The 22,548-nt window shown below is 58.7% G+C and carries 17 protein-coding genes; 13 read left to right on the forward strand and 4 right to left on the reverse strand.

The features are described 5' to 3' along the window. Positions 1-125 precede the first annotated feature (125 nt). The 8 genes from N902_RS18305 to N902_RS18325 all read left to right on the forward strand — a co-directional run bounded on the left by N902_RS18305 (position 126) and on the right by N902_RS18325 (position 10,752). On the forward strand, positions 126-398 hold the full coding sequence (locus tag N902_RS18305; protein WP_051564664.1) for a hypothetical protein: 273 nt from the start codon (positions 126-128) through the stop codon (positions 396-398). Then, complete coding sequence (locus tag N902_RS0115165) at positions 395-3,607, forward strand: SpoIIE family protein phosphatase (protein ID WP_027371589.1); 3,213 nt, start codon at positions 395-397, stop codon at positions 3,605-3,607. The genes N902_RS18305 and N902_RS0115165 overlap by 4 nt, the downstream gene beginning before the upstream one ends. A 394-nt stretch (positions 3,608-4,001) precedes the next feature. Continuing rightward, on the forward strand, positions 4,002-4,592 hold the full coding sequence (locus N902_RS0115170; protein WP_027371590.1) for a hypothetical protein: 591 nt from the start codon (positions 4,002-4,004) through the stop codon (positions 4,590-4,592). Positions 4,593-4,747: 155 nt separating this feature from the next. Beyond that, the gene (locus tag N902_RS18310) at positions 4,748-6,046 is read left to right on the forward strand and encodes an NAD(P)/FAD-dependent oxidoreductase (RefSeq protein ID WP_051564665.1); all 1,299 of its coding nucleotides are present in this window, start codon (positions 4,748-4,750) and stop codon (positions 6,044-6,046) included. A gap of 45 nt (positions 6,047-6,091) precedes the next feature. After that, positions 6,092-7,078, forward strand: a complete 987-nt coding sequence (locus N902_RS18315; protein ID WP_034623153.1) for a 2-hydroxyacid dehydrogenase — start codon at positions 6,092-6,094, stop codon at positions 7,076-7,078. A gap of 8 nt (positions 7,079-7,086) precedes the next feature. Further along, a complete protein-coding gene (locus N902_RS0115185; protein ID WP_153304256.1) occupies positions 7,087-7,509 on the forward strand; it encodes a hypothetical protein in 423 nt (140 codons plus the stop codon). A 193-nt stretch (positions 7,510-7,702) separates the two neighbouring features. Further along, a complete protein-coding gene (locus N902_RS18320) occupies positions 7,703-9,382 on the forward strand; it encodes a L,D-transpeptidase family protein (protein ID WP_161635202.1) in 1,680 nt (559 codons plus the stop codon). A gap of 329 nt (positions 9,383-9,711) precedes the next feature. Next, positions 9,712-10,752, forward strand: a complete 1,041-nt coding sequence (locus N902_RS18325) for a transglycosylase SLT domain-containing protein (RefSeq protein WP_051564667.1) — start codon at positions 9,712-9,714, stop codon at positions 10,750-10,752. A 122-nt stretch (positions 10,753-10,874) separates the two neighbouring features. Here N902_RS18325 and N902_RS0115200 read toward each other — a convergent pair whose 3' ends face one another. Further along, positions 10,875-11,723, reverse strand: coding sequence for a ribonuclease H-like domain-containing protein (locus N902_RS0115200; protein WP_027371592.1), 849 nt, complete (start codon positions 11,721-11,723; stop codon positions 10,875-10,877). 222 nt (positions 11,724-11,945) lie between these two features. Between N902_RS0115200 and N902_RS0115205 the strand changes: the two genes are divergently transcribed. Both N902_RS0115205 and N902_RS0115210 read left to right on the forward strand, forming a co-directional pair. After that, positions 11,946-13,301 (forward strand): HD domain-containing protein, encoded by a 1,356-nt coding sequence (locus tag N902_RS0115205; protein ID WP_027371593.1) that lies wholly within the window; start codon positions 11,946-11,948, stop codon positions 13,299-13,301. Between the two features lie 39 nt (positions 13,302-13,340). Next, positions 13,341-14,261, forward strand: a complete 921-nt coding sequence (locus tag N902_RS0115210) for an HpcH/HpaI aldolase/citrate lyase family protein (protein WP_034623154.1) — start codon at positions 13,341-13,343, stop codon at positions 14,259-14,261. A gap of 14 nt (positions 14,262-14,275) precedes the next feature. Here N902_RS0115210 and N902_RS0115215 read toward each other — a convergent pair whose 3' ends face one another. Together N902_RS0115215 and N902_RS0115220 are read right to left on the reverse strand one after the other, a co-directional pair. Further along, positions 14,276-16,234 carry an ABC transporter ATP-binding protein gene (locus N902_RS0115215; RefSeq protein ID WP_027371595.1) on the reverse strand — a complete coding sequence of 653 codons (1,959 nt, stop codon included), beginning with the start codon at positions 16,232-16,234 and terminating at the stop codon, positions 14,276-14,278. Beyond that, a complete protein-coding gene (locus N902_RS0115220; protein WP_027371596.1) occupies positions 16,224-17,969 on the reverse strand; it encodes an ABC transporter ATP-binding protein in 1,746 nt (581 codons plus the stop codon). The genes N902_RS0115215 and N902_RS0115220 overlap by 11 nt, the downstream gene beginning before the upstream one ends. A gap of 129 nt (positions 17,970-18,098) precedes the next feature. Here N902_RS0115220 and N902_RS18330 point away from each other — a divergent pair, with 129 nt between their 5' ends. From N902_RS18330 to cbiB, 3 genes are all read left to right on the forward strand, one after another. Further along, a complete protein-coding gene (locus tag N902_RS18330; RefSeq protein ID WP_034623156.1) occupies positions 18,099-18,314 on the forward strand; it encodes a hypothetical protein in 216 nt (71 codons plus the stop codon). Between the two features lie 2 nt (positions 18,315-18,316). Beyond that, positions 18,317-20,911 (forward strand): cobyric acid synthase, encoded by a 2,595-nt coding sequence (locus tag N902_RS0115230; protein ID WP_034623157.1) that lies wholly within the window; start codon positions 18,317-18,319, stop codon positions 20,909-20,911. Between the two features lie 95 nt (positions 20,912-21,006). Next, complete coding sequence (gene cbiB, locus N902_RS0115235) at positions 21,007-21,957, forward strand: adenosylcobinamide-phosphate synthase CbiB (protein ID WP_027371599.1); 951 nt, start codon at positions 21,007-21,009, stop codon at positions 21,955-21,957. 16 nt (positions 21,958-21,973) lie between these two features. On the opposite strand, the gene N902_RS18335 is transcribed toward cbiB, so the two are convergent. Continuing rightward, a complete protein-coding gene (locus N902_RS18335; RefSeq protein WP_153304257.1) occupies positions 21,974-22,360 on the reverse strand; it encodes a DUF4870 family protein in 387 nt (128 codons plus the stop codon). Positions 22,361-22,548: the final 188 nt, after the last annotated feature.

The raw sequence follows: 22,548 nt of genomic DNA on the forward strand, positions 1-22,548 counted from the left end.
ATTGCAAAGATCCCGGGTCCAGCTTATCATATCCTGCATGTTTTCAGTCCTGCAGACCGGGAATCAGCTCATTTTTCGTAGACTGCCAAGGTCGGCAGCTGACCATGACCAGGAGGAATTGGAAGATGCATCTGCATAGAACCAAGAAGAATGCTCCGCCCCCGATCACAGAGATGTGGCGTTTTTTATTTCTTCTGGGACTGGTCATGCTCAATTACCCCTTCTTGATCATCTTTGACAAGGTATATCTCATCTTCGGCATTCCCCTATCTGTTGTGTACCTCCTGGTGGGGTGGCCTCTGTCCATCCTGGTCATCTACCTCTTTTCCAGGGGCCTGACCTTCGAAGAGGAGCAGCCCAGGGATATATCCCGTAGTGATCAAGGAAGCTTGCAATGATACATGTGGGTGTCTTGTCCCTGATCATCCTGGGATACTTTGCCCTGCTCTTTGCCGCCGCCTCTTGGGCTGAGCACAAGGGGAAGAAAAATCGGAGCATAATCGCCAACCCCACGGTCTACACTTTGTCCATGGCCGTGTTTTGCACCTCCTGGACCTTTTACGGGAGTGTGGGGCGGGCGGCAACCACCGGCCTTGATTTTATCGCCATATATCTGGGGCCGACCCTGATGGCCTTCACCTGGTGGTTTTTCCTGCGCAAGATGCTTCGGGTGAGCAAGGAACTCAAGCTGGTTTCCATCGCCGACTTCATCTCCAGCCGGTATGGCAAATCAGTGTTCTTGGGTGCCGTGGTCACTATCTTCGCCGTGATCGGAATCATGCCCTATATAGCCCTGCAGATTAAGGCGGTGTCGGAAACCTTTACTCTGATCGCATCCGCTCCAGGGCAAGACGTCATGGGAACTGATTCCTCCTTCTTCTCCCATGTCCTGCGGGTGGATACGACCTTGATCCTGGCCCTGCTGCTGGGGCTTTTCAGCGTTATATTCGGGGCCAGACATCTGGATGCCTCTGAACGGCATGAGGGGCTGGTGGCGGCCATAGCCCTGGAGTCTGTGGTCAAACTCTTCGCCTTTCTCATGGTCGGTGTTTTCGTAACCTATGGTCTTTTTGACGGATTCGGGGACATTTTTGCCAAATTTTTGTCCCGCTTCCCGGAAAAACAAGGCCTCCTGCTGCTTGATTCCGAGTTCAGCTCGTATACCACATGGGCCACATTCATCGTCATGTCCATGATGGCCTTTATGTTCCTGCCCCGCCAGTTTCATATCATGGTGGTGGAAAACACCAGGGAAAAACATATCCTCGAGGCTATGTGGCGGTTCCCGGCCTACCTCTTTTTGATCAATATCTTTGTCATCCCCGTTGCCTTGGGAGGTCTGCTGCTCAATGACGGAGACGCGGGTCAGGCCGACTACTTTGTGGTCTCCATCCCCTTGATGGCCGACCATCTCTGGCTGGGACTCCTGGTCTTTGTCGGCGGTTTTTCCGCTGCCGCCGGCATGGTCATGCTCTCCTCGGTGGCCTTGTCCACCATGATGTTGAACAACCTGCTCATGCCGGTCATCTTAAAGATCAAGTCCCTGCACGGGAACGACATATCCGGCCTGTTGATCAATCTGAAGCGGATTTGCATATTTGTGGCCATCCTGGTCGGGTATGGATTCTACAATGTAATCGGTGAATCCTACACCCTGGTCAAGATCGGATTCATCTCCTTCATCGGTGCCACCCAGTTCGCCCCAGCCGTACTTTTCGGCCTGTACTGGAAGCGGGCCAACCGAATCGGGGTGCTAACCGGATTGATTCTGGGGTTCATCGTCTGGTTCTATACTCTTCTGGTTCCATCCTTTGTCTTTTCCGGCTGGTTGGGTGGGGAGATCCTGGAAGATTGCCTGCTTCATCTCGGTTTCCTCTGTCCGCTGCATTTGTTTGGAATGCAGGGGTTGGATATGTGGAGCCATTCCCTGCTCTGGACCATGTTTTTTAATGTCGGCGCCCTGGTCAGCCTGTCCTTTCTCTTTGGCCAGGATGAGGTTCAAAAGGAACAGGCCGCCAGATTTGTGGATATATTCAGCAAGACTGGGGTGGTTGCCAAGAAGCAGCGGCTGAGCAAGGCACCGACTGCGGATGAGCTGATGCAGTTGATGAGCAAGTTTATCGGAGAGAAGAAGGCCCAGGCAGCCATCAGTGCCTTTTTGGGTGAGAGGCGAATCGTTGACCCGGAGCTTCCGGAGATCAAGGATTTTACGGAAAGGACCCTGGCCGGGTATGTGGGCAGCGCTCTGGCCCGAATCATTGTCGAAAACTACCTGGCCGCCCGCGGAAGCAGGATGGAGGATGTGTTTGACATTTTCGGGTCGGTCAATATCAGCAGGGCTGCAACCCGGGAACAGCTGCAGGTCTTGTTTGAGGCGGCCAAGGTGGTGGCCAGCGGGCAGGACCTGCAAACAATTATGGACAATCTCCTGGATCTTTTGACCCGGCAGTTTCCATTCGACCTGTGTGTGGTCCGGATCGTTGATGAGCAGGGCAAAAAGCTGCGGCTGATGAGTCAAAAGGGCATGAGCATGCAGCATCTTGATGATGCGGACCGGGAGGTGAACCTTGATACCGTGATTGGAGAGGCCTTTCTGACCAATACCATTCAGGTGGTCAACGATACGGATGGGGTGGAGAGGCCGGTTTCTGCAAAGATCATGCAGCGGGAGGGAATCACCTCCTTCGCCCATGCCCCGATAGCTGTGGAAGGCAGGCCCGTGGGGGTCCTGTCCGCTTTCTCCCGCACAGACAAGGGCATTTTTACAGAAGAATTCATCGAGGTCTTTGAAAGCATTGCCGCTCAGTTGGGCATTGCCTGGCGCAATGCCCGCCAGACCGAGCGGCTTATCGCCGCCCGCCAGTATAGACGGGAGCTGGAGATCGCCAAAAACATCCAGCTCGGCCTTCTGCCCACATCCCCTCCGGATGTTCCGGGCGCTTCCCTGGCTGGAGTCTGTGTGACAGCCGATCATGTGGGCGGGGACTACTACGACTTTCTGGTCAACGACGACGACTCCCTGGACCTGGTCATTGCCGATGTCTCCGGCCACAATATAGCCGCTGCCTTGATTATGGCCGAGGTCAGGACATTCATTCAGGCCCAGTCCTTGAGCAGGAAGCAGCCCAGCAGACTTTCAAGGGACTTGAACAGATTTTTCCATACCAATCTGGTCAAGACTGAGATGTTCATCACCATGTTCTATCTGAAATACTACCCGCAAAGCAGGGAAATCGCATACTCCAACGCCGGGCATAACCTGCCCTTGATCTGGAAAAGCAGGCGGCAGGAGTTTCAGGTCCTGGACGCAGAGGGGCTCATCCTGGGGATCAAGCCGGAGGTGGAGTATGAAGAAAAGACAGAGCGGCTGGAGCCCGGGGATGTGCTCGTGCTGTACACCGACGGAATCACCGAGGCCAGGAACCAAATGGGGGATTTTTTCGGCGAGCAGCGACTCTGCTCCCTTATCCGCGAACAAAGCAGTGCCCATCCCCATGAAGTTATAGACCATCTCCTGAACCAACTGCAGCTGTTTACCGGAAGTGAGAACTTCAAAGACGATATCTCCATGGTCGTTATGCGGATTGAGGGGGAATCTGATCCTTGATAGGGATACTGCGCGCCCTCTCCTGGGAGCGAAAGACGGCTTGAAAAAATGGATCCTCGACACATTTCATGCTTCGTCAGCGCAAGCGTGTCTGCGCCTTGGAAGGCATGTGGGATTGTTTGTATGAAAAACAGTTATTAGTTAATAGTTGTGAGAATCCAAATCGAAATCGGGATCGCTATCGAAATTGAAAGAATATGTCATTCTGTGCAGCAGGAACCCTCAGTTTATGGATATCGATCCCGATCCCGATATCGATTACGAACCCGAAGAAAGGAAATCACCGACAATGGGTAACCACTTTCAATCGGTATCGAAATCGTTTGTATGTTTCGTTAGCGAAAGCGTGCCCGTCAGGGCATGTGGGCTAGTTTAACCTAAAAGCGAGGAGACAATGGCTACAGGAACTCAACGGCTCGAACAGTGCCTGATCAATCAGTTCGGTCCGGAAGCTGCGGACTTGGCTCGGATTTTCGATGCATGCCTGGAGCAGGAGTGCACCTCCTATGCAAATATAGATCTGCCGGTGGAGGACAAAAACGAATCTCTGCTCACCGCATTTGAGGAGCGGGCCATTGTCCCGGTCCAGAAACGGCCCAGCCAGGGATGGGATTCATGCGGGCTTCGCCTGACGCCGGACGAAAGCTACTTCATGCCCAGAGTGGCCAGGATACTGTTGGCCAGGGCCAGGGACGAGGGAAAGCTGGATCCTGAGCAGGCAGTACGCGACGTGCTGGATGCCTGTGCCGGAGAGCAGGCGGGGTCTATGGCTGCCTTGTTTGAAGGGGCCAAGACCCATGTCCGGTCGTTTAAATTTGAGGCAGGGCTGCTCCATCAGGTGGTGCAGAGTCTGCCTGCCCCGGCTGACCTGCACGCCAGCATGGACACCTTTGTCCTGGCCGGGATCATGAGCCCGTGCACAGGGGCTTCCGTCCCCAGTGGACTGGCCTGGTTTGAAGTCAACAGGTGCCTGTTCTGGGAATAGGGCTGCCGGAGGGACGGCCCGGGAATGGCCCCGGGCCGCGTTGACAATCGGTCGTATCCACTTTAGCGTTCCATGGTGCAGAGTGCAGGGGAACTCCCTTGGTGATAAGCGGGATGCAGGGGAAGGCATGGGCGAGAAAATTCGCGGAGAGGCGCATGGCTGATGTGTGTGTGATCGGGGCCGGGCCGTCTGGGCTCAGTTGCGCGCGGCTTCTGCGGGCCAATGGACTGGATACCGTTGTTGTCGAGGCTGAAGACGACATCGGAGGCCGCCTGCGGACCGATCAGGTCCAGGGATTTCTCTTGGACCGCGGATTTCAGGTTTTGCAGACCGACTACCCCGAGGCCAAGCGGCAGCTTGATTATCATTCCCTCGACCTGCACCCCTTTCAGTCCGGAGCCTTGATCCGCCACGACAACCGGTGGATCCGGTTTGCCGATCCATTCCGGGACCCCAGGCATGCCCTGAGCAGTGTCTTCTCCCAAGTCGGCGGACTCCAGGACAAGGTGCGCTTGTGGGCGTTACGGCGGCGTGTGCTCCGCTCCACGGTGCAGGACCTGTTTCAAGAGCCGGAGCGGCCCATGGGTGAAGCCTTGGCCCGGGCAGGATTTTCGGAACGGATCATAGAGCGTTTTTTCCGTCCCTTTTTCACGGCTGTATTCTTTGACCCCGAGCTCCAGACCACCAGCCGGATGTTTGAGTTTGTCTTCCGGGTCTTCGCTTCCGGGGATGCAGCCCTGCCCGGAAAGGGGATAATGTCTGTTCCCAGGCAGCTGGCCCGGTCGTTTCCTCCCGAGATGATGATTCTGAATGCTCCGGTGAGCCGTATCAAGCCCGGGACGGTTACCTTGAAGTCCGGTCAAGAGATCCAGGCCAAGACTGTGGTGGTGGCCTGTGACGGCATGGAGGCGGCCAGACTCCTGGATATGCACAACCGGCATCCCTATCGCAGTGTGCGCTGCATCTATTTTCAGGCCCCGGAGCCGCCCTTGCGTGAACCCCTGCTTATCCTGGATTCAAAGGGCAATGGGCCCATTACCAGCATGTGCGTTCCCAGCCAGGTGGCTCCAGGATATGCCCCCGAGGGGCTGTCCCTGATATCGGTTACAGTCGTAGGGCAGAGCGCAGTTGCAGATGATGAGCTGCTCCGGGCTGTGCTGAGTCAGGCCGGGGAGTGGTTCGGTTCTCAAGTCCAGGCGTGGAAGCATCTGAAAAGCTACACCATCCCCCGGGCCTTGCCGGTTCAGCGTCCGCCGACACCGAATCCGTTTCGCCGCCGGATCCGAATGGGGCCCGGGGTGTATCTGGCCGGAGATCTTGGATCCCTGTCCAGCCTGCAGTGGGCCCTGCATTCCGGCCGGAGGGCGGCGGAGACGGTTATTCAGGATTTTGGACTTACCTTTCAGGGGTCCAATCTTACTGAGGGGGTGCTCGATAGTGAAAAAACATGCTGAAAATACGATTACAAAGCCCTGCGGGGATGCTTTAACGAGGAACGCATGACAGACCGGCCATGTCTTTTTGTGACCCGGCGACTGCCCCAGGCGGTCATGGAGTTTGCGCACAGCAGATTTCGCTGCACAAGCAATCCCCAAGACCGTCCACTGTGCAAAGAAGAGATCATCGAGGGGGCTCAGGGATGTCAGGCCCTGCTCTGTCTGCTCACGGACACTGTGGACAGTGAGGTCATTGAAGCCCTGCCCGGGTTGCGGGTAATATCCAACTATGCAGTCGGCTTTGACAATATCGATCTGGATGCGGCAACCCGCAGGGGAATACCTGTGTGCAATACGCCGGGAGTTCTCACCTCGGCAACCGCGGATTTGACCTGGGCCTTGATTCTGGCCGTCAGTCGAAGGATTCCTGAAGCTGACCGGTATGTACGAGCAGGCTCCTTTCAGGGCTGGGATCCCTTGCTGATGTTGGGCCGGGAGCTCAGCGGCCGGGCCCTGGGCATAGTCGGCATGGGCCGGATCGGACGAGCGGTGGCCAAAAGGGCGCAGGGCTTTGACATGCGCATCCTGTATTCCAAGCGCACCCCCCTGCCGCCTGAAGAGGCCCTTCCCCAGGCCGAGCATGTCAGCTTTGAGGCCCTGCTTGGCGAATCGGATATCGTCAGTCTGCATCTGCCCTATTCCGAACAGGTGCATCATCTGATCGACGCCCGGGCTTTGCAGACCATGAAGCCGGGGGCGATACTGATCAATACGGCCAGGGGTGCTTTGATCGATGAGCAGGCCCTGGTCGAAGCCCTGAAAAAGAGAGAGCTGGCCGGAGCCGGCCTGGATGTGTATGAACACGAGCCGGCTGTTCACCCCGGGTTGCATGATTTGGACCGGGTGGTCCTCGCTCCGCATATCGGCAGCGCTACAGTGGAGGCCCGGGAAAAGATGGGGTTTATGGCCGCTGAAAACGCCCTTGCCGTGCTCCAAGGCGGTCAAGCCCATTCCATAGCCAACCCTCAGGTTCTGGACTCGAAAACATGATGGGGGGCATGGGCATGCAAGGTGGGGGATATGACCGGGAACAGCTGCAGACCTGCCTGAACACATACCTCCAGGACAGGCTGGACTCGTTTCATCAGGCTCAGGCCGAGGATCGGGCCGCCGGGGGCAGAACGGCTGAAGAGGAGAGGTCCATGGCCATGGACCGGTATCAGCACCGGATTTGGCAGCTCAAGGACCGGCTGTCCTGCCAGGTGTACGGCCCGCATACAGAGAGCCTTGTCGACGGATTTATCTCCAGGTTCGGGATTTCGGTTTCCAAGCCCAGCCAGGAGTATCTGTGGATCCTGCGCAAGGTGCTGCAGACCGAGATCCGCCTGTACACCATACTCATGCACCGGCTCAGCTCTGAGAACGGGGAGCAGTTTCTGTTTCAGCGCAAGGTGCCGGGCAAGGGACCGGAAGAAGCGTGAATCAGCCGACGGATTCCGGAGGTGCATCTTCGGCTGGTTGCCGGAATATCCAGCATGTGCCGCAAATGACACTTTTGATGGAGGTATGAACTGCATCGTGGGTGAAGATACAGGCCGCGGGACGCGGAGGATATCAAGTTTTCAGAGGAAGATATACAGATGTGTCGGTCCGCTTTTACCAGCCGTGCTGTGCATGGCCGTCTGTCTTATCGGACCCCGGGAAGCACCGGCTGCCTTTTCCCAGCCTCCTCCTGCATCTCCTGCGGCATCATCCCGGCATGACCGGATTGCAGAAACTATTCGGGATCGCTTGGAAAATCGAAGGTTTGCCTGCCAGGGCGAGCTCATTTGCGGTGTGGAGCTGCTGCCCGAGTTCTATGCCCGGCATGAGTACAGCCCGGTCTGGGGACTGGAACAAGGCCAGATGCGAGCGGCCCGGAACATGCTTGAGTCCATCCGCGATTCCGCCCATCAGGGCATGAATCCTTCCGACTATCACCTCGGCATACTGGAAAGGCTCCTGACCAGCATCCAGGAGCAACTCCCGAAGCTGGACGCCAGGAAAGCGGCTGATGCGGACATCCTGCTCACTGACGCATTTTTGACCCTGGCCGGACATCTGCGGGCCGGCCGGGTGAATCCAGAGACTTTGCACCCATCCTGGATGGCTCATGCCCATGCCCCGGACTTGGTCGGCGCCCTGCACAGGGCTTTGCAAACCACATCCGTTCAGAAGGAGCTGCGCGAACAGCTTCCGCCTCATGCCGGATATCACAGGCTTCGCCGGGCCTGGGAAGAATATGCCCGCCTGGTCCAGTCCGGGGGATGGACCTCGGTTCCTTCAGGCGAGAACCTGTCCCAGGGGGATATATCCGAGAGGATCCCCGCCCTGGGACAGCGTCTGCACGCCACCCATGATTTGGCTCAGGCTGAGAACGCCACCGTGGGGCTGGAGTTTACCTCCCGAATACACAAAGCCGTTTGTCGCTTTCAGGCTCGGCATGAACTGCGGGTGGACGGAGTGGTTGGCCCCAAGACCCTGGATGCCCTGAATGTATCCGCTCGGCAAAGGACTCGGCAGCTGGCCCTGAATATGGAACGCTGGCGCTGGATCCCCCGCGACCTGGGGACTCCCCATGTGCGGGTCAATGTGGCTGATTTCAGTCTGGTCTATTCCGAAGGCCCGGGGAGAGAGATGCGCCAACGGGTCATCGTGGGCAAGACCGCCAGGAGGACCCCGGTCTTCAGCGATCAAATCTCCCATATCGTCCTCAACCCGGTCTGGAATGTCCCCCGGAGCATCATGATTGAAGATATTCTGCCCAAGGTGAAGCAGGATCCAAAATACCTCCAGGAGCATTCCATGACCCTGCTGTCCGGATGGGGGGGCAAAGCCGAAGAAATCGACCCGAGCACCATTGACTGGGAGAGTGTGGACCCAGAGTCGTTTCCATATCGCATCCGCCAGGAGCCAGGACCGGACAATGCCCTGGGCCGGATCAAGTTTATCTTTCCCAATCCGTTTGCGGTGTATCTGCACGATACGCCGAACAAATACTTGTTCAACAAGGTATCCAGGGACTTCAGCTCCGGGTGCATCCGGGTGGAGCACCCCCTGCGGCTGGCCCTTGCCTTGCTTCAGTCGGAACAGGGGTGGAGCATGCAGTCCTTGCGCCGGGCCATCCAGAGCGGGGAGACCCAGACCATCCATCTCTCCCGCCCGGTCCCGGTCCATCTGCTGTACTGGACGGCCTGGGTGGACGACGAGGGCCGAACCCACTTCCGGAAGGATATCTACAGCCGGGATCAGAAGCTGGAAGCGGCCTTCAGCCGCACATTGTGGGCTGAAAGCGGTCCTGCACCTGAATCTTGATCCGATTCGCTCCGCTTGAGGAGGTTAATAATCCCGGCTCTTCAATGCTGAAAGTGGAATTTCATACCCAATAGATGGCAAACTTGAAAAAGTCCACAAGCTAGCACTACAGCGACATTGTCCTGAACTCACAGTGTCCATGGTCGAAGCCGGGGACCAATCCCCGGTACGACCATATCAAAGTGTCGCTGTACAACCAGGTCGAAGAACCGATTGTATGTGCTGTATTCAAGGGTCCAAGCTGGACGAAGTGACGGTGAGCATCAGCAGGGGGCCGCAGGAAAGAGAAGATATTGCCAGGCCGGAAGGACCGGCCTCTGGAGGAACGAATGCGCAGACGAGAAGCCATGGCTGCTTTGGCTGCTGCCGGAGCGGGGTGCTTGTACCCAGGGCTCGGCAGTGCACGGACCCAGCAGTATGGGTCCGGGGTGCAGATTATCCAGCCCAGGACCGAAACCATCCCCAGGACCGCGCAGGCGCGGAAGAACTATGAATACCGCATGGGACGGGCCGTACTGGATCTGATCGATGCCTGGTACGGACAGGGTGATCTTCCGATATGGGGACGTCCCGCGGCTGAGATCGACATGGAGAAAAGGGTGGTCAATATCGCCTACTGGGTCATGCAGTTCATCCCGGAGCACGAAGATGTCTACCCGGTTGATCCGGTCTGGATCATGGCCCAGATGATGGAAGAGTCATTCTATTATGAGTTTGCGGTGTCCTGGGCCTTTGCGGTGGGAATCTGCCAGTTCATGTCCGCAACCGCCCAATCTGTAGGAATGATATGCCCGGAGAACAGCAAAGTGCCCGAGGCCGAGCTCAAGCGCCCGGAATCAGCTTCGGCCCAAAAGCGGCTGGAAAAGCTGCAGAAACAGCGCAGGGAGCTGATCAATTCCGATCCGGCTTTATTCCGCAATGCCCGTACCAAGCTAAAGGAAGTCCTCAAGGTCCTGGCCTCAGGCGGGGGGGATCTGGATCCGGAACTGGACCTGTCCCGCCTGGAGCAGCTCGAGGTCCTGGATGAACGGATCTCTGAGGCCAGATCGGAATACAGGGCATTCCTGCGGGCCAACTACGAGGGGCGGAGCATCTTCAACTCCCGGGATGTCAGATTCCTCTACCGTTTTGATCAGCGGGTGACCTACAAAAAGCCCATCCAGGGGATGATCCGGATCATGGCCGAAAACCTCCGGGCACGGCACGGCAATCTCCTGGCGGCCACTGCCGCCTATAATGCGGGGCTGTCCCGAACCTATACCGACAGGGCCGGATATGAAACCTACGGCCGGATGCCCCCGTTTCAGGAAACCGTGGGCTATTTGAGCCGGATTGTGGTCAGCCATCACGAGATCGCCAAGAGGATGTAGCTGGTTTTAAGAGTCGATCCAGCCGCGGACTGTAGACAGACCTCGGCTCAGAAAAAAAGACTCTTGGACACAGAAAGTGGAATTGCCTACAGAAGAGACGGCAAACTCCAAACATCCACAGTCTAGGTCGAAGAACCGGAAAAAAAAGGCCGGATATCCTCCAGGACCTCTGGATGCAGGGGATAGGGATTGGGGAAAAGCTCGGGGCGCGGGAGGCTCAAATGGGGGGCTGAAAAGGGCAGATGGCCGGTTTTCCGGTTCCAGGCCTCTACCATGAGCAGCTCCAGATTGATCACGTCCTCGCAGTTATACCGCAGCAATGTGGTCAAGTACCTGCTGTCCTGCCGGGTGGTATAGAGGTGCCAGAGGATGACGGCCATATATCCGTCGAACCCGTCAAGCTCTCCCCGGTCCAGGCCCAGTTGACGCTCGCATCCTTTCAGACCGCCGCAAAAGCCCAGGCCGGCCAGCAGGAAGCGCAGGTCGATGTGTGCGGCCGGGGCCGGAATCCCCATTTCCCGTTTGAGGCAGGGCAGATCAAAGCAGGATCCGTTGTAGGTGACAAGCAGCTGGGGACGGGCCAGAATATCCGCAGCCTGCTCCAGGTTTTGACCGTGGACAAAGGTATGGACCCGGTTGTGGTCGTAGGCGGCAATGGTGGTGATATGCTCCAGGCCGCCCCACCCTCCGGTGGTCTCAATGTCCACATAGGCAGTGCTGTGTACAAAGGAGGAGAACACCCGCCAGGTTTCGGGTCTGGGAAGATTTGCCCAGAAGTAGGCCGCGTCGCCGGTCTCGAGGCGTTTCTGGGAAACATCCAGCTCATGGGCCAGGATCTGATGCCTCTTGGGCGACATCCGGGAAGGCCTGCAAGCCCGGAAGTCCTCCCAGGTCAGGATTCCTTCCTCCCACCAGGACCTTTCTGTGGCCGGACCGATTCGGGAGAGATGGCAGAAGGTATGGGTGAGCATTATAGATTATAACATATCGAGTTGACTGAATATCTTGACCAGAAACTGGTGAAAGGCTAGCATGAGTCAAACGGAATTGCAAAGCAGCCGGGCCATCCGGAATGCAGGACAACCGGCGTGTCGGGTATGAAGCAAGCGGAAATTGATTACCTGTGCAGCTTCAGTGCAGGGAACAAAAAGTAACCAACTTTTTGCCCTCATTATAATTGTAAGGAGGTAGCAATGCCCCAGCCCCTTCGGGATGCAGTATCCATGTGCAAGACCATCAACCGCAACGGGTTTGATGCCTATATCATAAACAGCGGATTGCAGAAAGCAGTGCTGGAGGACGGCCACGAACAGGAGGTGGAGCTGGCTACGGATATTTCTTTCTCCGATCTCCAGCGCCTTTTCCCCCATGCCGTCCCAGGCAGGCAGGAGGGCCAGGTAGGTGAGATCCGGGAAGGTGAATCACTGTTTCGGCTGTATGCCGCAGATGTGGAGCCCGCCTCGCATATGGACGTGGCCATGGTCAAACTGACTCCCCGCCTGCGCAATAAGCTCCAGGAACGGGGCGAGCTTCCGGCCAACCTGGCCTGCCCCATCTTTTACGGCACCGTGGAAGCGGACGAAGGCTTTGCAGGCTGGGATGGTGGAGAAATCCGCCTGCGGGGGCTTCCGGACGAGACCCTGCGCTCCAATTTCCTGCTGGCCATTCGAGCTCTGCGGTTTGCGGTCAACTTCAATCTGCCCATCGAGGCCAATACATGGATGGCCATTGTCCGTCATGCCCGGGCCGTGGTTGATTATGTGCCGGTCTACGACATCATGGACGAATGGCGCAAGGTTGAAGCTGAGAATATGTGGCATTTTGTCCGGCTCCTGTTCGATTCTCAGATCCTGCACGGCTTGATTCCGGAAGTCGCGGCCTTGAGCCGGGTGTGGCAGGTGAAGAATGAAAGCGGGCAGGAGGAAACCGTTTTTGAGCACACCATTGAGGTCATGCGCTACTATACAGAGCAACTGCCCTATGACTGGTTCGGAACCATGGCCTGCATGCTCCATGATGCCGGCAAACTGCACACAGTTGAATACACTGAGGACAGATGGACCTTTCATCAGCATCCCCATGTAGGGGCCAAGCTTGCCCGGCTGATCCTTCGCCGTCTGGAGCTGTGGCCGGAAGACATTGATCTCATTGCCCATCTGGTCCGACATCACAAGCGGTTCGATCCAATGCTCACCGAGCGCGGGATTCGAAGATTCAAGGCCTTGGACGAATATCCCCGGATTATGGAGATGGCCAGGGCCAATATCAAGGCCAGGGATGGAAGCACCAAGGCGTTCAATCACAACTTAAAATACCTTGAGCGGGCTGACATCCCCGAAGAAATGACCGAGCCGCTCTTAAACGGCAACGAAATCATGGACTTCACCGGTCTTCAGCCTGGACCGGTTGTGGGGGTAATCCGGGAGGCCCTGCTCAAGGCCCAGATTGAAGGAAGGGTGAACAGTGTGCCGGACGCCGTTGATTTCGTGCTCTCCTATCAGCAAAAGGAAGGGCTGAGCCCCAAGAAGGCGGAGCACAATGAAGAGTAGCGGCAGATTCAAGGGAAACTTGATGCAGAGGAGAGGCAAATGAACGTGATCCGTTTGCGGCGCAGCGTCCTGTCCGTGCCTGCGAATAAAGAGCGCATGGTACACAAGGCCATGGGCCTGAATGCGGATGAGATTATGCTCGATCTGGAGGACAGTGTCCCGGTCCAGGATAAGGAAGGTGCCCGCAGGGCGGCTATTGCCTGCTTTCAGGAGGCGGATTTCGGTCCCAAGGTCCGGGCCTGCAGGATAAACGACATGCAGACACCGTACGCCTATCGGGACATCATAGACATAGTCGAACAGGCCGGGACATCGGTTGACGTCTTGGTGGTGCCCAAGGTGGCCGGCCCCGCGCACGTGAGCGCCATAGACCTTGTTCTGTCTCAGATAGAGACCGCCTTGAACCTGACCCGGAAGATCGGAATCGAGGCCTGTATCGAGACCGCGGAGGGCCTCTCCCAAGCTGAGGCCATTGCCGCGTCCTCCGACCGGGTAGAGGCCCTGGTCTTCGGGGTGGCCGATTTTACAGCCTCCATGGGGGCTCCCCCCATTGGGGTCAGTGGGCACGGGGAGGGCGAGACCGGGCAGGGCCGCTGGTACAGTGTCCTGTGCCGCTTGGCGGTTGCGGCCAAAGCCAACGGGTTGCAGGTTATAGATGCCCCGTACGGCGACCACTCCGATCCCGAAGGCCTTTTTGCTTCCTGCCGGCTAAGCTCCGGCCTGGGTTTTGACGGCAAATGGGCGATTCACCCCAGCCAGCTGGAGACCATCAATACAGAGTTTTCGCCCAGTCCCGAGCGGGTGGAGCAGGCCCGGCGGGTGGTTGCTGCCTATGAGCAGGCAGCCGGGGGGCACAGCGGAAGCCTGGCCATGGAGGGCAAGATGGTCGACGCGGCCTCAGTCCGCCTGGCCCGCTCGGTTGTGGACAAGTGGGAGCAGATGCACGGCAGCCGGAATTAGGGTGAACTCACTTTTTATACCTGCACCTGATGCAGCCGGGCATAGTAGCCATCCTGGTCCAGGAGCTGGGTGTGGGAGCCGGATTCGACAATCCGGCCGTGGTGCAGGACGTAGATAGTGTCTGCATGCCGGGCCGTGGCCAGTCTATGGGCGATGGTGATGGAGGTCCGTCCCCGTTGCAGACGGTTCATGGCTCGACCCAGCTTTTGCTCGGATTCTGAATCTATGGACGAGGTGGCCTCATCCAGAATGAGGATGTCCGGGTCTCGGGCCAGGGCCCGGGCCATAGACAGGAGCTGACGTTCACCGCTGGACAGAGACGCCCCCCGCCCGCTGAGGACAGTATCCAGCCCGTTCTCCAGCCTGCTGATCAACGGCCACAGGTCCATTCCTTCCAAGAGACTGACCATTTCTCTGTCCGTCAGTTCCGGATTCCCCTGGAGCAGGGTCTGCCTGATGGTTCGGGCGAAGAGAAAGGACTCCTGCATGACCAGGGCCATGCGGGATCGAAGAGAGGTAATATCCCAGGCAGTGATGTCTCGCCCGTTGATCAGAATGCGCCCCTGCTGGGGGTCATAGAAGCGGACCAGAAGATGGATCAGGGAGCTCTTGCCAGCTCCGGTCGGCCCGACAAAGGCAATGCGTTCTCCCTGGCTCAGGGAGAAGGAAATGTCTTTGAGCACTGGTTCCTGGGAGGTGTAGCCGAACCATACCCCGGCGAATTCCACGCTTGTGAGGGGCTCCCCGGTTTGGGCCCGGGAAGCGGCAGGTTCCAGTTCTTCTTTGGTGTCCAGGATCTGAAAGATCCGCTCCGCAGAGGACAGTGCGTTCTGCAGCAGGTTGAACTTTTCGGCCATGTCCCGCAAGGGGCGAAAGAACATCCGGATATAGGAGAGAAAGGCCACCAGCGCCCCCAGGCTGAGGCTCCCGCCCAGAACTCTCGATCCCCCGTAGCCAACGATCAGGGCCATGGCCAGAAATCCCAGGACCTCTATCAGGGGAAGAAAAACGGCCAGAATACGGATTTGATCCATCCCGGCCCGGTAGTTCTCATGGTTGAGGATCCGGAATCCGTCCATGTTCGCCTTTTCCCGGCCGAAGAGCTGGATGACCCGCATGCCTTCAATGGTCTCCGAAAACCGGGAGTTGATTTCCGCCACCTTGATCCGCAGGATGCGGAAGACCCGTCTGGCCCGGCGGGCAAAGATGGTGGCCGCGACAAGGACCAAGGGAATCACCGCAAAGGACACCAGGGCCAGCTGCCAGTGAATGACCAGCAGGATGACGGCAATGCCCAGGAGCATGAACAGGTCTTTGAGCACAAAGGACAGAAAGTTGGTGAACAGTTCATGCAGGTTCTGGACGTCGTTGGTCATCCTGGTCACCAACCTGCCCACCGGGGTGCGGTTGAAAAATGAGAGGGAGAGGCCTTGGACATGGGCGTAGAGCTGCATGCGCAAATCGTGCATGATCCGCTGGCCGGACAGCTCCATGATCATTCGCTGGCCGAAGTTGGCCCCGAAATTGACGCTGATGACTCCCAGAAAAGCCAAAACCAGCAGGCCCAGCCCCTCCAGGTCCTGGTGCCTGATTTTGGCCAGGCTTTCCGGGGATAATTCTGAGAGATCGGCATAGGCGATCAGGATGCGGCCCTTCTCTTTTCGGAACAGGTGGGGATGGTCCTGGACGACGCCTTGAACCTGGGGATCCTGAGGGTCAAGGCGCAGAAATCTGGATTCCTGATCCTGACCCTCGCTCTGTTCGGAACGGGCCGGCACGATATACCGGTCCACAGCCATCTTGGTCATATAGGGAACAGACAGCTCGCAGAGGGTGATGACCAGGACCAAAAGCAGGGACAGGCCGACCAGGACAGCGTAGGGACGGACAAACGGGGCCAGCCTGGTCAAGATCCCCAGATCTTGAGGCTTGCCCAGCTGATCCTCCTCAAAGTATCCGTAATCATGTACCATTCAGGGCCTCTTCGATTTCCTGGAACCGGAAGGTGCGGGCGTAAAAGCCGCCTTGGTCCATAAGCTGCTGGTGGGTCCCGGCCTCGATTATCCGGCCCTGATCCAAAGTCAGGATCCAGTCCGCGGTGCTCAGGGCGGCAAGGCGATGAGAGGCGATGCAGGTGGTTCGGTTCTCGGTTTCCGGATGCAGGTGATCCAGTATGCGCCGTCCGGTCTGGGTGTCCACCTGGCTGATCGGATCATCCAGGATGAGGAGAGGACCGGCGTGGACAAAGGCCCGGGCCAGGGCGATGCGCTGTTTTTGTCCCCCGGAGAGGATGACCCCCCGTTCACCGACAATGGTATCCAGTCCCTTGGAGAATCCGCGGACCGTATCCTCCATGTCCGCCTTGCGCAGGGCGAGCAGCATGTCCCGGTCCGTGGCTCCCTCCCTGCCCAGGAGCAGGTTATCCCGGATGGTTCCGGAAAAGAGAAACGGTTCCTGGGGGACGTAGGCGGTCAGAGAGCGCAGCCCGGAGAGGGAAATGCTGCGCAGATCCAGACCGTGGACGGTGATTTTTCCCCGTTCGGGGTCGTAGAGTCTGGGGATGAGCTGCAAAAGGCTGCTTTTGCCTGATCCAGGCGGACCGACCAGCCCCAGGGTCTGGCCGGGGGCAAGCTGGAAAGATATGTCTTCCAGGGCCCGGTGTCCGCCAGGGTAGGCAAAGAAGACCCCTGTAAAGACCACAGGCGGTGGGCTTTGGGGCACGGCTTGAGGTCGGACCGGGTCGTGAATGACCGGTTTGGTGTTCAGTATGGCCTGGATCCGATCCAGGGAAGCCCTGCCCCGCTGCATGAGGTTGATCACCCAGCCCATAGCCATCATCGGCCAGGTCAAAAGACCCAGGTAGCTGATAAAGGCCACAAAGTCGCCGGGAGAGATAGTGGACACAATGGTCAGCCTGCCGCCGAAATAGATGACCACGGCCATGCTCAGATTGGTCAACAGGAGCATGAGAGGGAAAAAGGCCCCGGTGGTCCGGACCAGGCGCAGGTTCTCATGGACATAGGCCCCGGATTCCGCATTCAAATGCTCTATCTCCGCCTTTTCCAGGGTGTAGGCCTTGACCAGGCGTATCCCGGCCATCCGTTCCCGCACAGCCTCGGTCAGATCGGAGAAGCTGGCCTGTACCGCCTGATAGCGCTGGTGCATGCGTTTGGTAAAGAAGCGGGTGCCCAGGATGATAATCGGCATGGGGATGAGGACCAAGAGGGTGAGCACCGGCTCAATGGCCAGCATGAAGCCCACGGCGGCAAGGCCGAGGAACACGGCGTCGTTGATGGCGACCAGGCCCATGCCCGCAGCCATGCGCACCTGAAGAATGTCGTTGGTGGCGTGGGCCATGAGGTCTCCGGTCCGGGTGGCGTCGAAGTACTGGGCGGACAAACTTTGCAGGTGGGCGAAAAGCCGGTTGCGCAGGCCTTCTTCAACCCGGCGGGAGGTGCCCAAAAGGCAGTTGCGCCATATATAGCGGAAAAGCCCCATACAGCAGCCGATGGCTGCAATCTGGCCGGAATAGACAAGCAGGCCGGTGGTATCCAGAGACAGGGCGGTCAGATCGTCCACAGCCCATTTGATCACCCTGGGGATGAGCAGTTGCAGGAAGTTCACGATGATCAGACTGATCAGGCCCAGGGCCAGGGCGGCCTTTTTTTCGGCGAAATAGGGTCGGATAAGGCTGAAGGGGTGGGCCATAAGAGAGTTCACTGTTCAGACCCGGCATGGCGGGATCACGTGCGGCACAGGGCCGGTTTTGCTTTGGGGCAAAAAAGGTGTCAGATTGTGTCCTGCTGTGGGAAAAAAGTCAAAACCACGAGGTGGCTGATGTCTGACGATCAGGACACGCACACGGGCCTGAATTGGGTGGACAGACTGATCCGGGCCATGCAGAATCTGCCCGGAGCAGGCAGAGGGCCCAGGACACGGGAAAAGCCGGATCCGGAAGAGTACGCCTGGAAGGAGAGCGAAGAGGAGTACCAAAAGGCCCAGGCTGAGTGGCTGGCGAAAGTTGAAGCAGGAAAGCGGAAAAAGAAGGGTTGAGAATGGGCAGACACGGGGGAAATATCCGGGAACTGGCCGGACGGGCCGGGGTGGACAGGGATTCGATCATTGACTTCAGCGCGAACATCAACCCGTTGGGGCCGCCGGAGTGCCTGAGGGCCGTGGTCAGCCGCAGCCTGGACCGGATTGTTCATTACCCGGATCCGGAAGGTCTGGAGCTTCGCGAGCTTCTGGCAGAAAAGCACAATGTGGACCAGGAGCATGTTGTTCTGGGCAACGGTTCCACCGAGCTCCTCTTTGCCCTGCCCCGTAGCTGGGCCTGTTCCCGGGCGGTCATCCCCGCTCCCTGTTATGTGGATTATGCAACGGCCGCAGAGCAGGCCGGACTGGAAATAGAACATGTTCCCTTGCCTCCGGAGCAGGGGTTTGTTCTGGACTGGGATCAGCTGGAATCCAGATTGAAGGGAAACGAGATCGTCTTCCTGGGCCAGCCGAACAACCCCACCGGGGTTTGCCTTGATCCAGCCGGGATATGCCAAACCGCCGCTGCCCATCCCGGAACCCTGTTCGTGGTGGATGAGGCGTTTCTTGATTTCGTCCCCGGGCTGCAGACTTCCTTTGATCCGGATATGGCCAACATCGTGGTCCTCAAGTCCCTGACCAAGATTTTCGCCGTTCCCGGCTTGCGGCTGGGATACGGCCTGTTCCCCTCAGGGGTGGCTGAGGCTGTCCGCCGGGTCATGCCTCCATGGAGCGTGAACTCCCTGGCCCTGGACGTGGGAGCTGCGGTCATCGGGGACCAAGCGTATCTGGACCGGACCCGGAAACTGGTCGCGGAGCTGCGGGCGGAGCTGGTATCCGATCTGTCCTGCATATCCGGTCTGCGGGTGGTCTCCGGAGAGGCCAACTACCTGCTGTGCAAAGTGGAGGATACAACCCGGGATGCTGTTTCCCTGTCCGGGGCCATGCTTGAACAGGGGATAGCTGTCCGGACCTGCGCCAACTATCAGGGCTTGGACCATACGTATTGCCGGGTTGCAGTCCGCAGCCGGGAGGACAACCAGCGCTTGATTCAGTCCCTGGCCGATATCCTGGGGCGGAAACCCGGGCACCATGCCGGTCAAAAGACCTGCACAAAAGCACAAAGGCGGGTGCCGGCCCTGATGTTTCAAGGCACGGGCTCCAATGCCGGCAAGAGCATTCTCACCGCGGCCCTGGGCCGGATCCTGCTTCAGGACGGCTACCGGGTGGCCCCGTTCAAGGCCCAGAACATGTCCCTGAACTCCTTTGTCACCAGGGACGGGGGAGAGATGGGCCGGGCCCAGGTGGTCCAGGCCCAGGCCTGCAAACTGGACCCGGATGTGCGCATGAATCCGGTTTTGATCAAGCCCAACAGCGAGACCGGGAGCCAGATTATTGTCCGGGGCCGGCCGGTGGGCAACATGCAGGTCCTGGATTACGTGCAGTACAAGGCCCGGGCCTGGGAGGCGGTGCAGGAATGCTACGGTTCCCTGGCTTCCGACTACGAGGTCATGGTTCTGGAAGGGGCGGGAAGCCCGGCGGAAGTGAACCTCAAGGCCCACGACATCGTGAACATGCGCATGGCCAGACAGGCCGGGGCCAGGGTCCTGCTTATCGGGGATATTGACCGGGGCGGGGTCTTCGCCTCATTTGTGGGGACCATGGAGGTCCTGGCCCAGTGGGAGCGGGAGCTGGTCTCCGGGTTTGTCATCAATCAGTTCCGGGGGGATGCATCCCTTTTGGATCCGGCCCTGGAGATCACCCGGCGGCATACCGGGCGGGAGGTCCTGGGAGTCGTCCCCCATATCCAGGAGCTAGGACTTCCGGACGAGGATTCGGTCAGCTTCAAGTCCGGGTGGCGGGCGGCGAAGGCCCAGGGCGGGGACGGAGTGGAGATCGCAGTGCTGGATCTGCCCCATATCTCGAACTTTACGGACTTTGAGCCCTTTATCCAGGAACCGGACGTGCGCCTGAAGCTGGTGCGCCGGGCCGAAGATCTCGGTCAGCCCGCAGCTGTGATTCTGCCCGGGAGCAAGAGCGTGGCCAATGATATGGCATTTGTGCAGCGCAGCGGATTGGGAGCCGGGATACGGGCGCTGGCCCAAGAGGGGAAAAGCGAAATCGTGGGCGTATGCGGCGGATATCAGATGCTGGGACGAACGATTCGCGATCCTCATGGCCTGGAGTCTGCAATACAGGAAATGTCCGGGCTGGGGCTCTTGCCCATGCATACAGACCTGGATACGGACAAGACCCTGACCCGGCGGCAGGGCGTGCACTCTGCGTCCGGCTTGCCGGTTCAGGGCTATGAGATCCATCACGGCCGCTCCCGGGCCGAAGGGGGACGGCCGGTCCTTCGCCTGGGACAGGGCGATGACCGGGGGCTGGAGACGGAGGGGATGAGCCCTCCTGTATGGGGTGCATATCTGCACGGCCTGTTCGATGCCGACGAGTTTCGGCGCTGGTTCATCGACCGTTTGCGGGTGCGCCAAGGGCTGTCCCCCCTGGGCGCGGTTCAGGTCCGCTACGACCTGGAGCCGGCCCTGGACCGCCTGGCGGATGTGGTCCGGGAGCACCTGGATGTGGATCGGGTGAAGAGGGAGCTTGGGCTGTAGTTTCTGCTGGCGGTTCATCCGGCTACTGGGTCAGATGCCCCCTCGTGTCATTCTGAAGGAGCGTAGCGACTGAAGAATCTCAGATTGGAGCTTTGATGATACCCCTTGAGTTGCAGATCATATGCGCCCTGGTCCTGGATCAGCTGATCGGCGATCCCCAGGGCTGGCCGCATCCGGTGCGCTGGATCGGGGCCCTGGCCGCTGGAGTGGAAAAGCCCCTGCGCCTGCAGACCTTGAACCAGACCAGAGCAGGAGCTCTGGGCGTGATCCTGGTTCTGGCCGTCACCGGAGCCGTCACCTGGGGCGCACTCTGGCTGCTTGGTCGTATCCATCCCCTGGCCGGGGATCTGGGTGGAGTGCTTGTGCTGTGGACCGCATTTGCGGCCAAGGACCTGCGGGTGCACAGCATGCGGGTGTATCGGGCCTTGGCACAGGGGGATCTTCCGGAGGCCAGGCAGGCGGTGTCCATGCTTGTGGGCCGGGAGACTGCGGAGCTGGATGGCCCTGAAGTCAGCCGGGCCTGTGTGGAGAGCGTGGCTGAAAACAGCGTGGACGGGGTCATTGCCCCGTTGTTTTTCGCCTTTCTTTTCGGGCCCATAGGGGCAGTCCTGTACAAGGCGGTGAACACCCTGGACTCCATGTGGGGGTATACCACCGGAGGATACAAGGAGTTCGGCCGGGCTGCGGCCCGGCTTGACGATGCGGTGAACTGGATCCCGGCCCGGCTCGGGGCCGTGGCTCTCATAGCAGGCGGGAAGCTGCTGGGCTATCCGGCGGGCATAGGCTGGCGTGTCTTTTGTCGGGACCGGAACAAGCATCCCAGTCCCAACGGGGGACAGGCCGAGGCGGCCATGGCCGGGCTCATGCAGGTCCAGCTGGGTGGAGAGGGCCGGTATCACGGCCAGACTTCCAGCCGGCCCAAGCTCGGAGACCCTGTAAATCCCCTGGGACCGGAGCATATTCAGCAGGCCAACCGTTTGGCCGGGACTGCAGTGGTCCTGACCGCGGCCGGGCTGCTTCTGGTCCGAATCAGTGTTGGCTGGTGAGCTCGAAGAACGCCGGTCAAGCCACAGGCATGCCCGTTCCCTGGTGCAGGCGCAAAGCGCCCCGGATGACCCGGTACATGAACCAGATTCCGGCGATCAGGGTGATCAGTGCGCCAAGAGGGGCGGTGATGAACAGGGCATAGAATATCGCCGCCGCAACTGACCAGGCCAGGGTCCACCAAAAGGTGCGGATCAGCCAGGAGATATGGCTGGCCAGAATCGGATCCAGGATGCCGGCCTCTTTGTCCTTGGCATGGGCCATGACCACGCCGATGATCAGGGTGAACCCGGAAATGATCGTCCCTGCATACAGGGCATACATGATCCACACCAGGCGGCGGAGTTGTTCTATTCTTTCAGGGGCCTGAAGCGTCGAATGAGAGTGGGGTGAATATTGGGGCATGGTTTGGCTCGTATGTGGTAAGAGAGATAATCAGCAAGTAGACGACGGTCAGATCCCATACTGTCCAACCGGCAATATTATCCAGCCTGCAGTAGCAGGGACCTTGTCCGGAGGATGGACGCCCCGCTGTTGTCCAGCCAGAATTGCTGCCAATGAAAAAAAGGGTTCTTCGACCTAGCCTGTGGATT

The sequence above is a fragment of the Desulfovermiculus halophilus DSM 18834 genome (assembly GCF_000620765.1).
GTDB classification, from domain to species: Bacteria; Desulfobacterota; Desulfovibrionia; order Desulfovibrionales; family Desulfothermaceae; genus Desulfovermiculus; species Desulfovermiculus halophilus.

Bases quoted from the DNA above. Each gene is read 5' to 3' on its own strand.
- N902_RS18305 (WP_051564664.1), top strand. From the start codon at position 126: ATGCATCTGCATAGAACCAAGAAGAATGCTCCGCCCCCGATCACAGAG.
- N902_RS0115165 (WP_027371589.1), top strand. From the start codon at position 395: ATGATACATGTGGGTGTCTTGTCCCTGATCATCCTGGGATACTTTGCC.
- N902_RS0115170 (WP_027371590.1), top strand. From the start codon at position 4,002: ATGGCTACAGGAACTCAACGGCTCGAACAGTGCCTGATCAATCAGTTC.
- N902_RS18310 (WP_051564665.1), top strand. From the start codon at position 4,748: ATGGCTGATGTGTGTGTGATCGGGGCCGGGCCGTCTGGGCTCAGTTGC.
- N902_RS18315 (WP_034623153.1), top strand. From the start codon at position 6,092: ATGACAGACCGGCCATGTCTTTTTGTGACCCGGCGACTGCCCCAGGCG.
- N902_RS0115185 (WP_153304256.1), top strand. From the start codon at position 7,087: ATGGGCATGCAAGGTGGGGGATATGACCGGGAACAGCTGCAGACCTGC.
- N902_RS18320 (WP_161635202.1), top strand. From the start codon at position 7,703: ATGGCCGTCTGTCTTATCGGACCCCGGGAAGCACCGGCTGCCTTTTCC.
- N902_RS18325 (WP_051564667.1), top strand. From the start codon at position 9,712: ATGCGCAGACGAGAAGCCATGGCTGCTTTGGCTGCTGCCGGAGCGGGG.
- N902_RS0115200 (WP_027371592.1), bottom strand. From the start codon at position 11,723: ATGCTCACCCATACCTTCTGCCATCTCTCCCGAATCGGTCCGGCCACA.
- N902_RS0115205 (WP_027371593.1), top strand. From the start codon at position 11,946: ATGCCCCAGCCCCTTCGGGATGCAGTATCCATGTGCAAGACCATCAAC.
- N902_RS0115210 (WP_034623154.1), top strand. From the start codon at position 13,341: ATGAACGTGATCCGTTTGCGGCGCAGCGTCCTGTCCGTGCCTGCGAAT.
- N902_RS0115215 (WP_027371595.1), bottom strand. From the start codon at position 16,234: ATGGTACATGATTACGGATACTTTGAGGAGGATCAGCTGGGCAAGCCT.
- N902_RS0115220 (WP_027371596.1), bottom strand. From the start codon at position 17,969: ATGGCCCACCCCTTCAGCCTTATCCGACCCTATTTCGCCGAAAAAAAG.
- N902_RS18330 (WP_034623156.1), top strand. From the start codon at position 18,099: ATGTCTGACGATCAGGACACGCACACGGGCCTGAATTGGGTGGACAGA.
- N902_RS0115230 (WP_034623157.1), top strand. From the start codon at position 18,317: ATGGGCAGACACGGGGGAAATATCCGGGAACTGGCCGGACGGGCCGGG.
- cbiB (WP_027371599.1), top strand. From the start codon at position 21,007: ATGATACCCCTTGAGTTGCAGATCATATGCGCCCTGGTCCTGGATCAG.
- N902_RS18335 (WP_153304257.1), bottom strand. From the start codon at position 22,360: ATGCCCCAATATTCACCCCACTCTCATTCGACGCTTCAGGCCCCTGAA.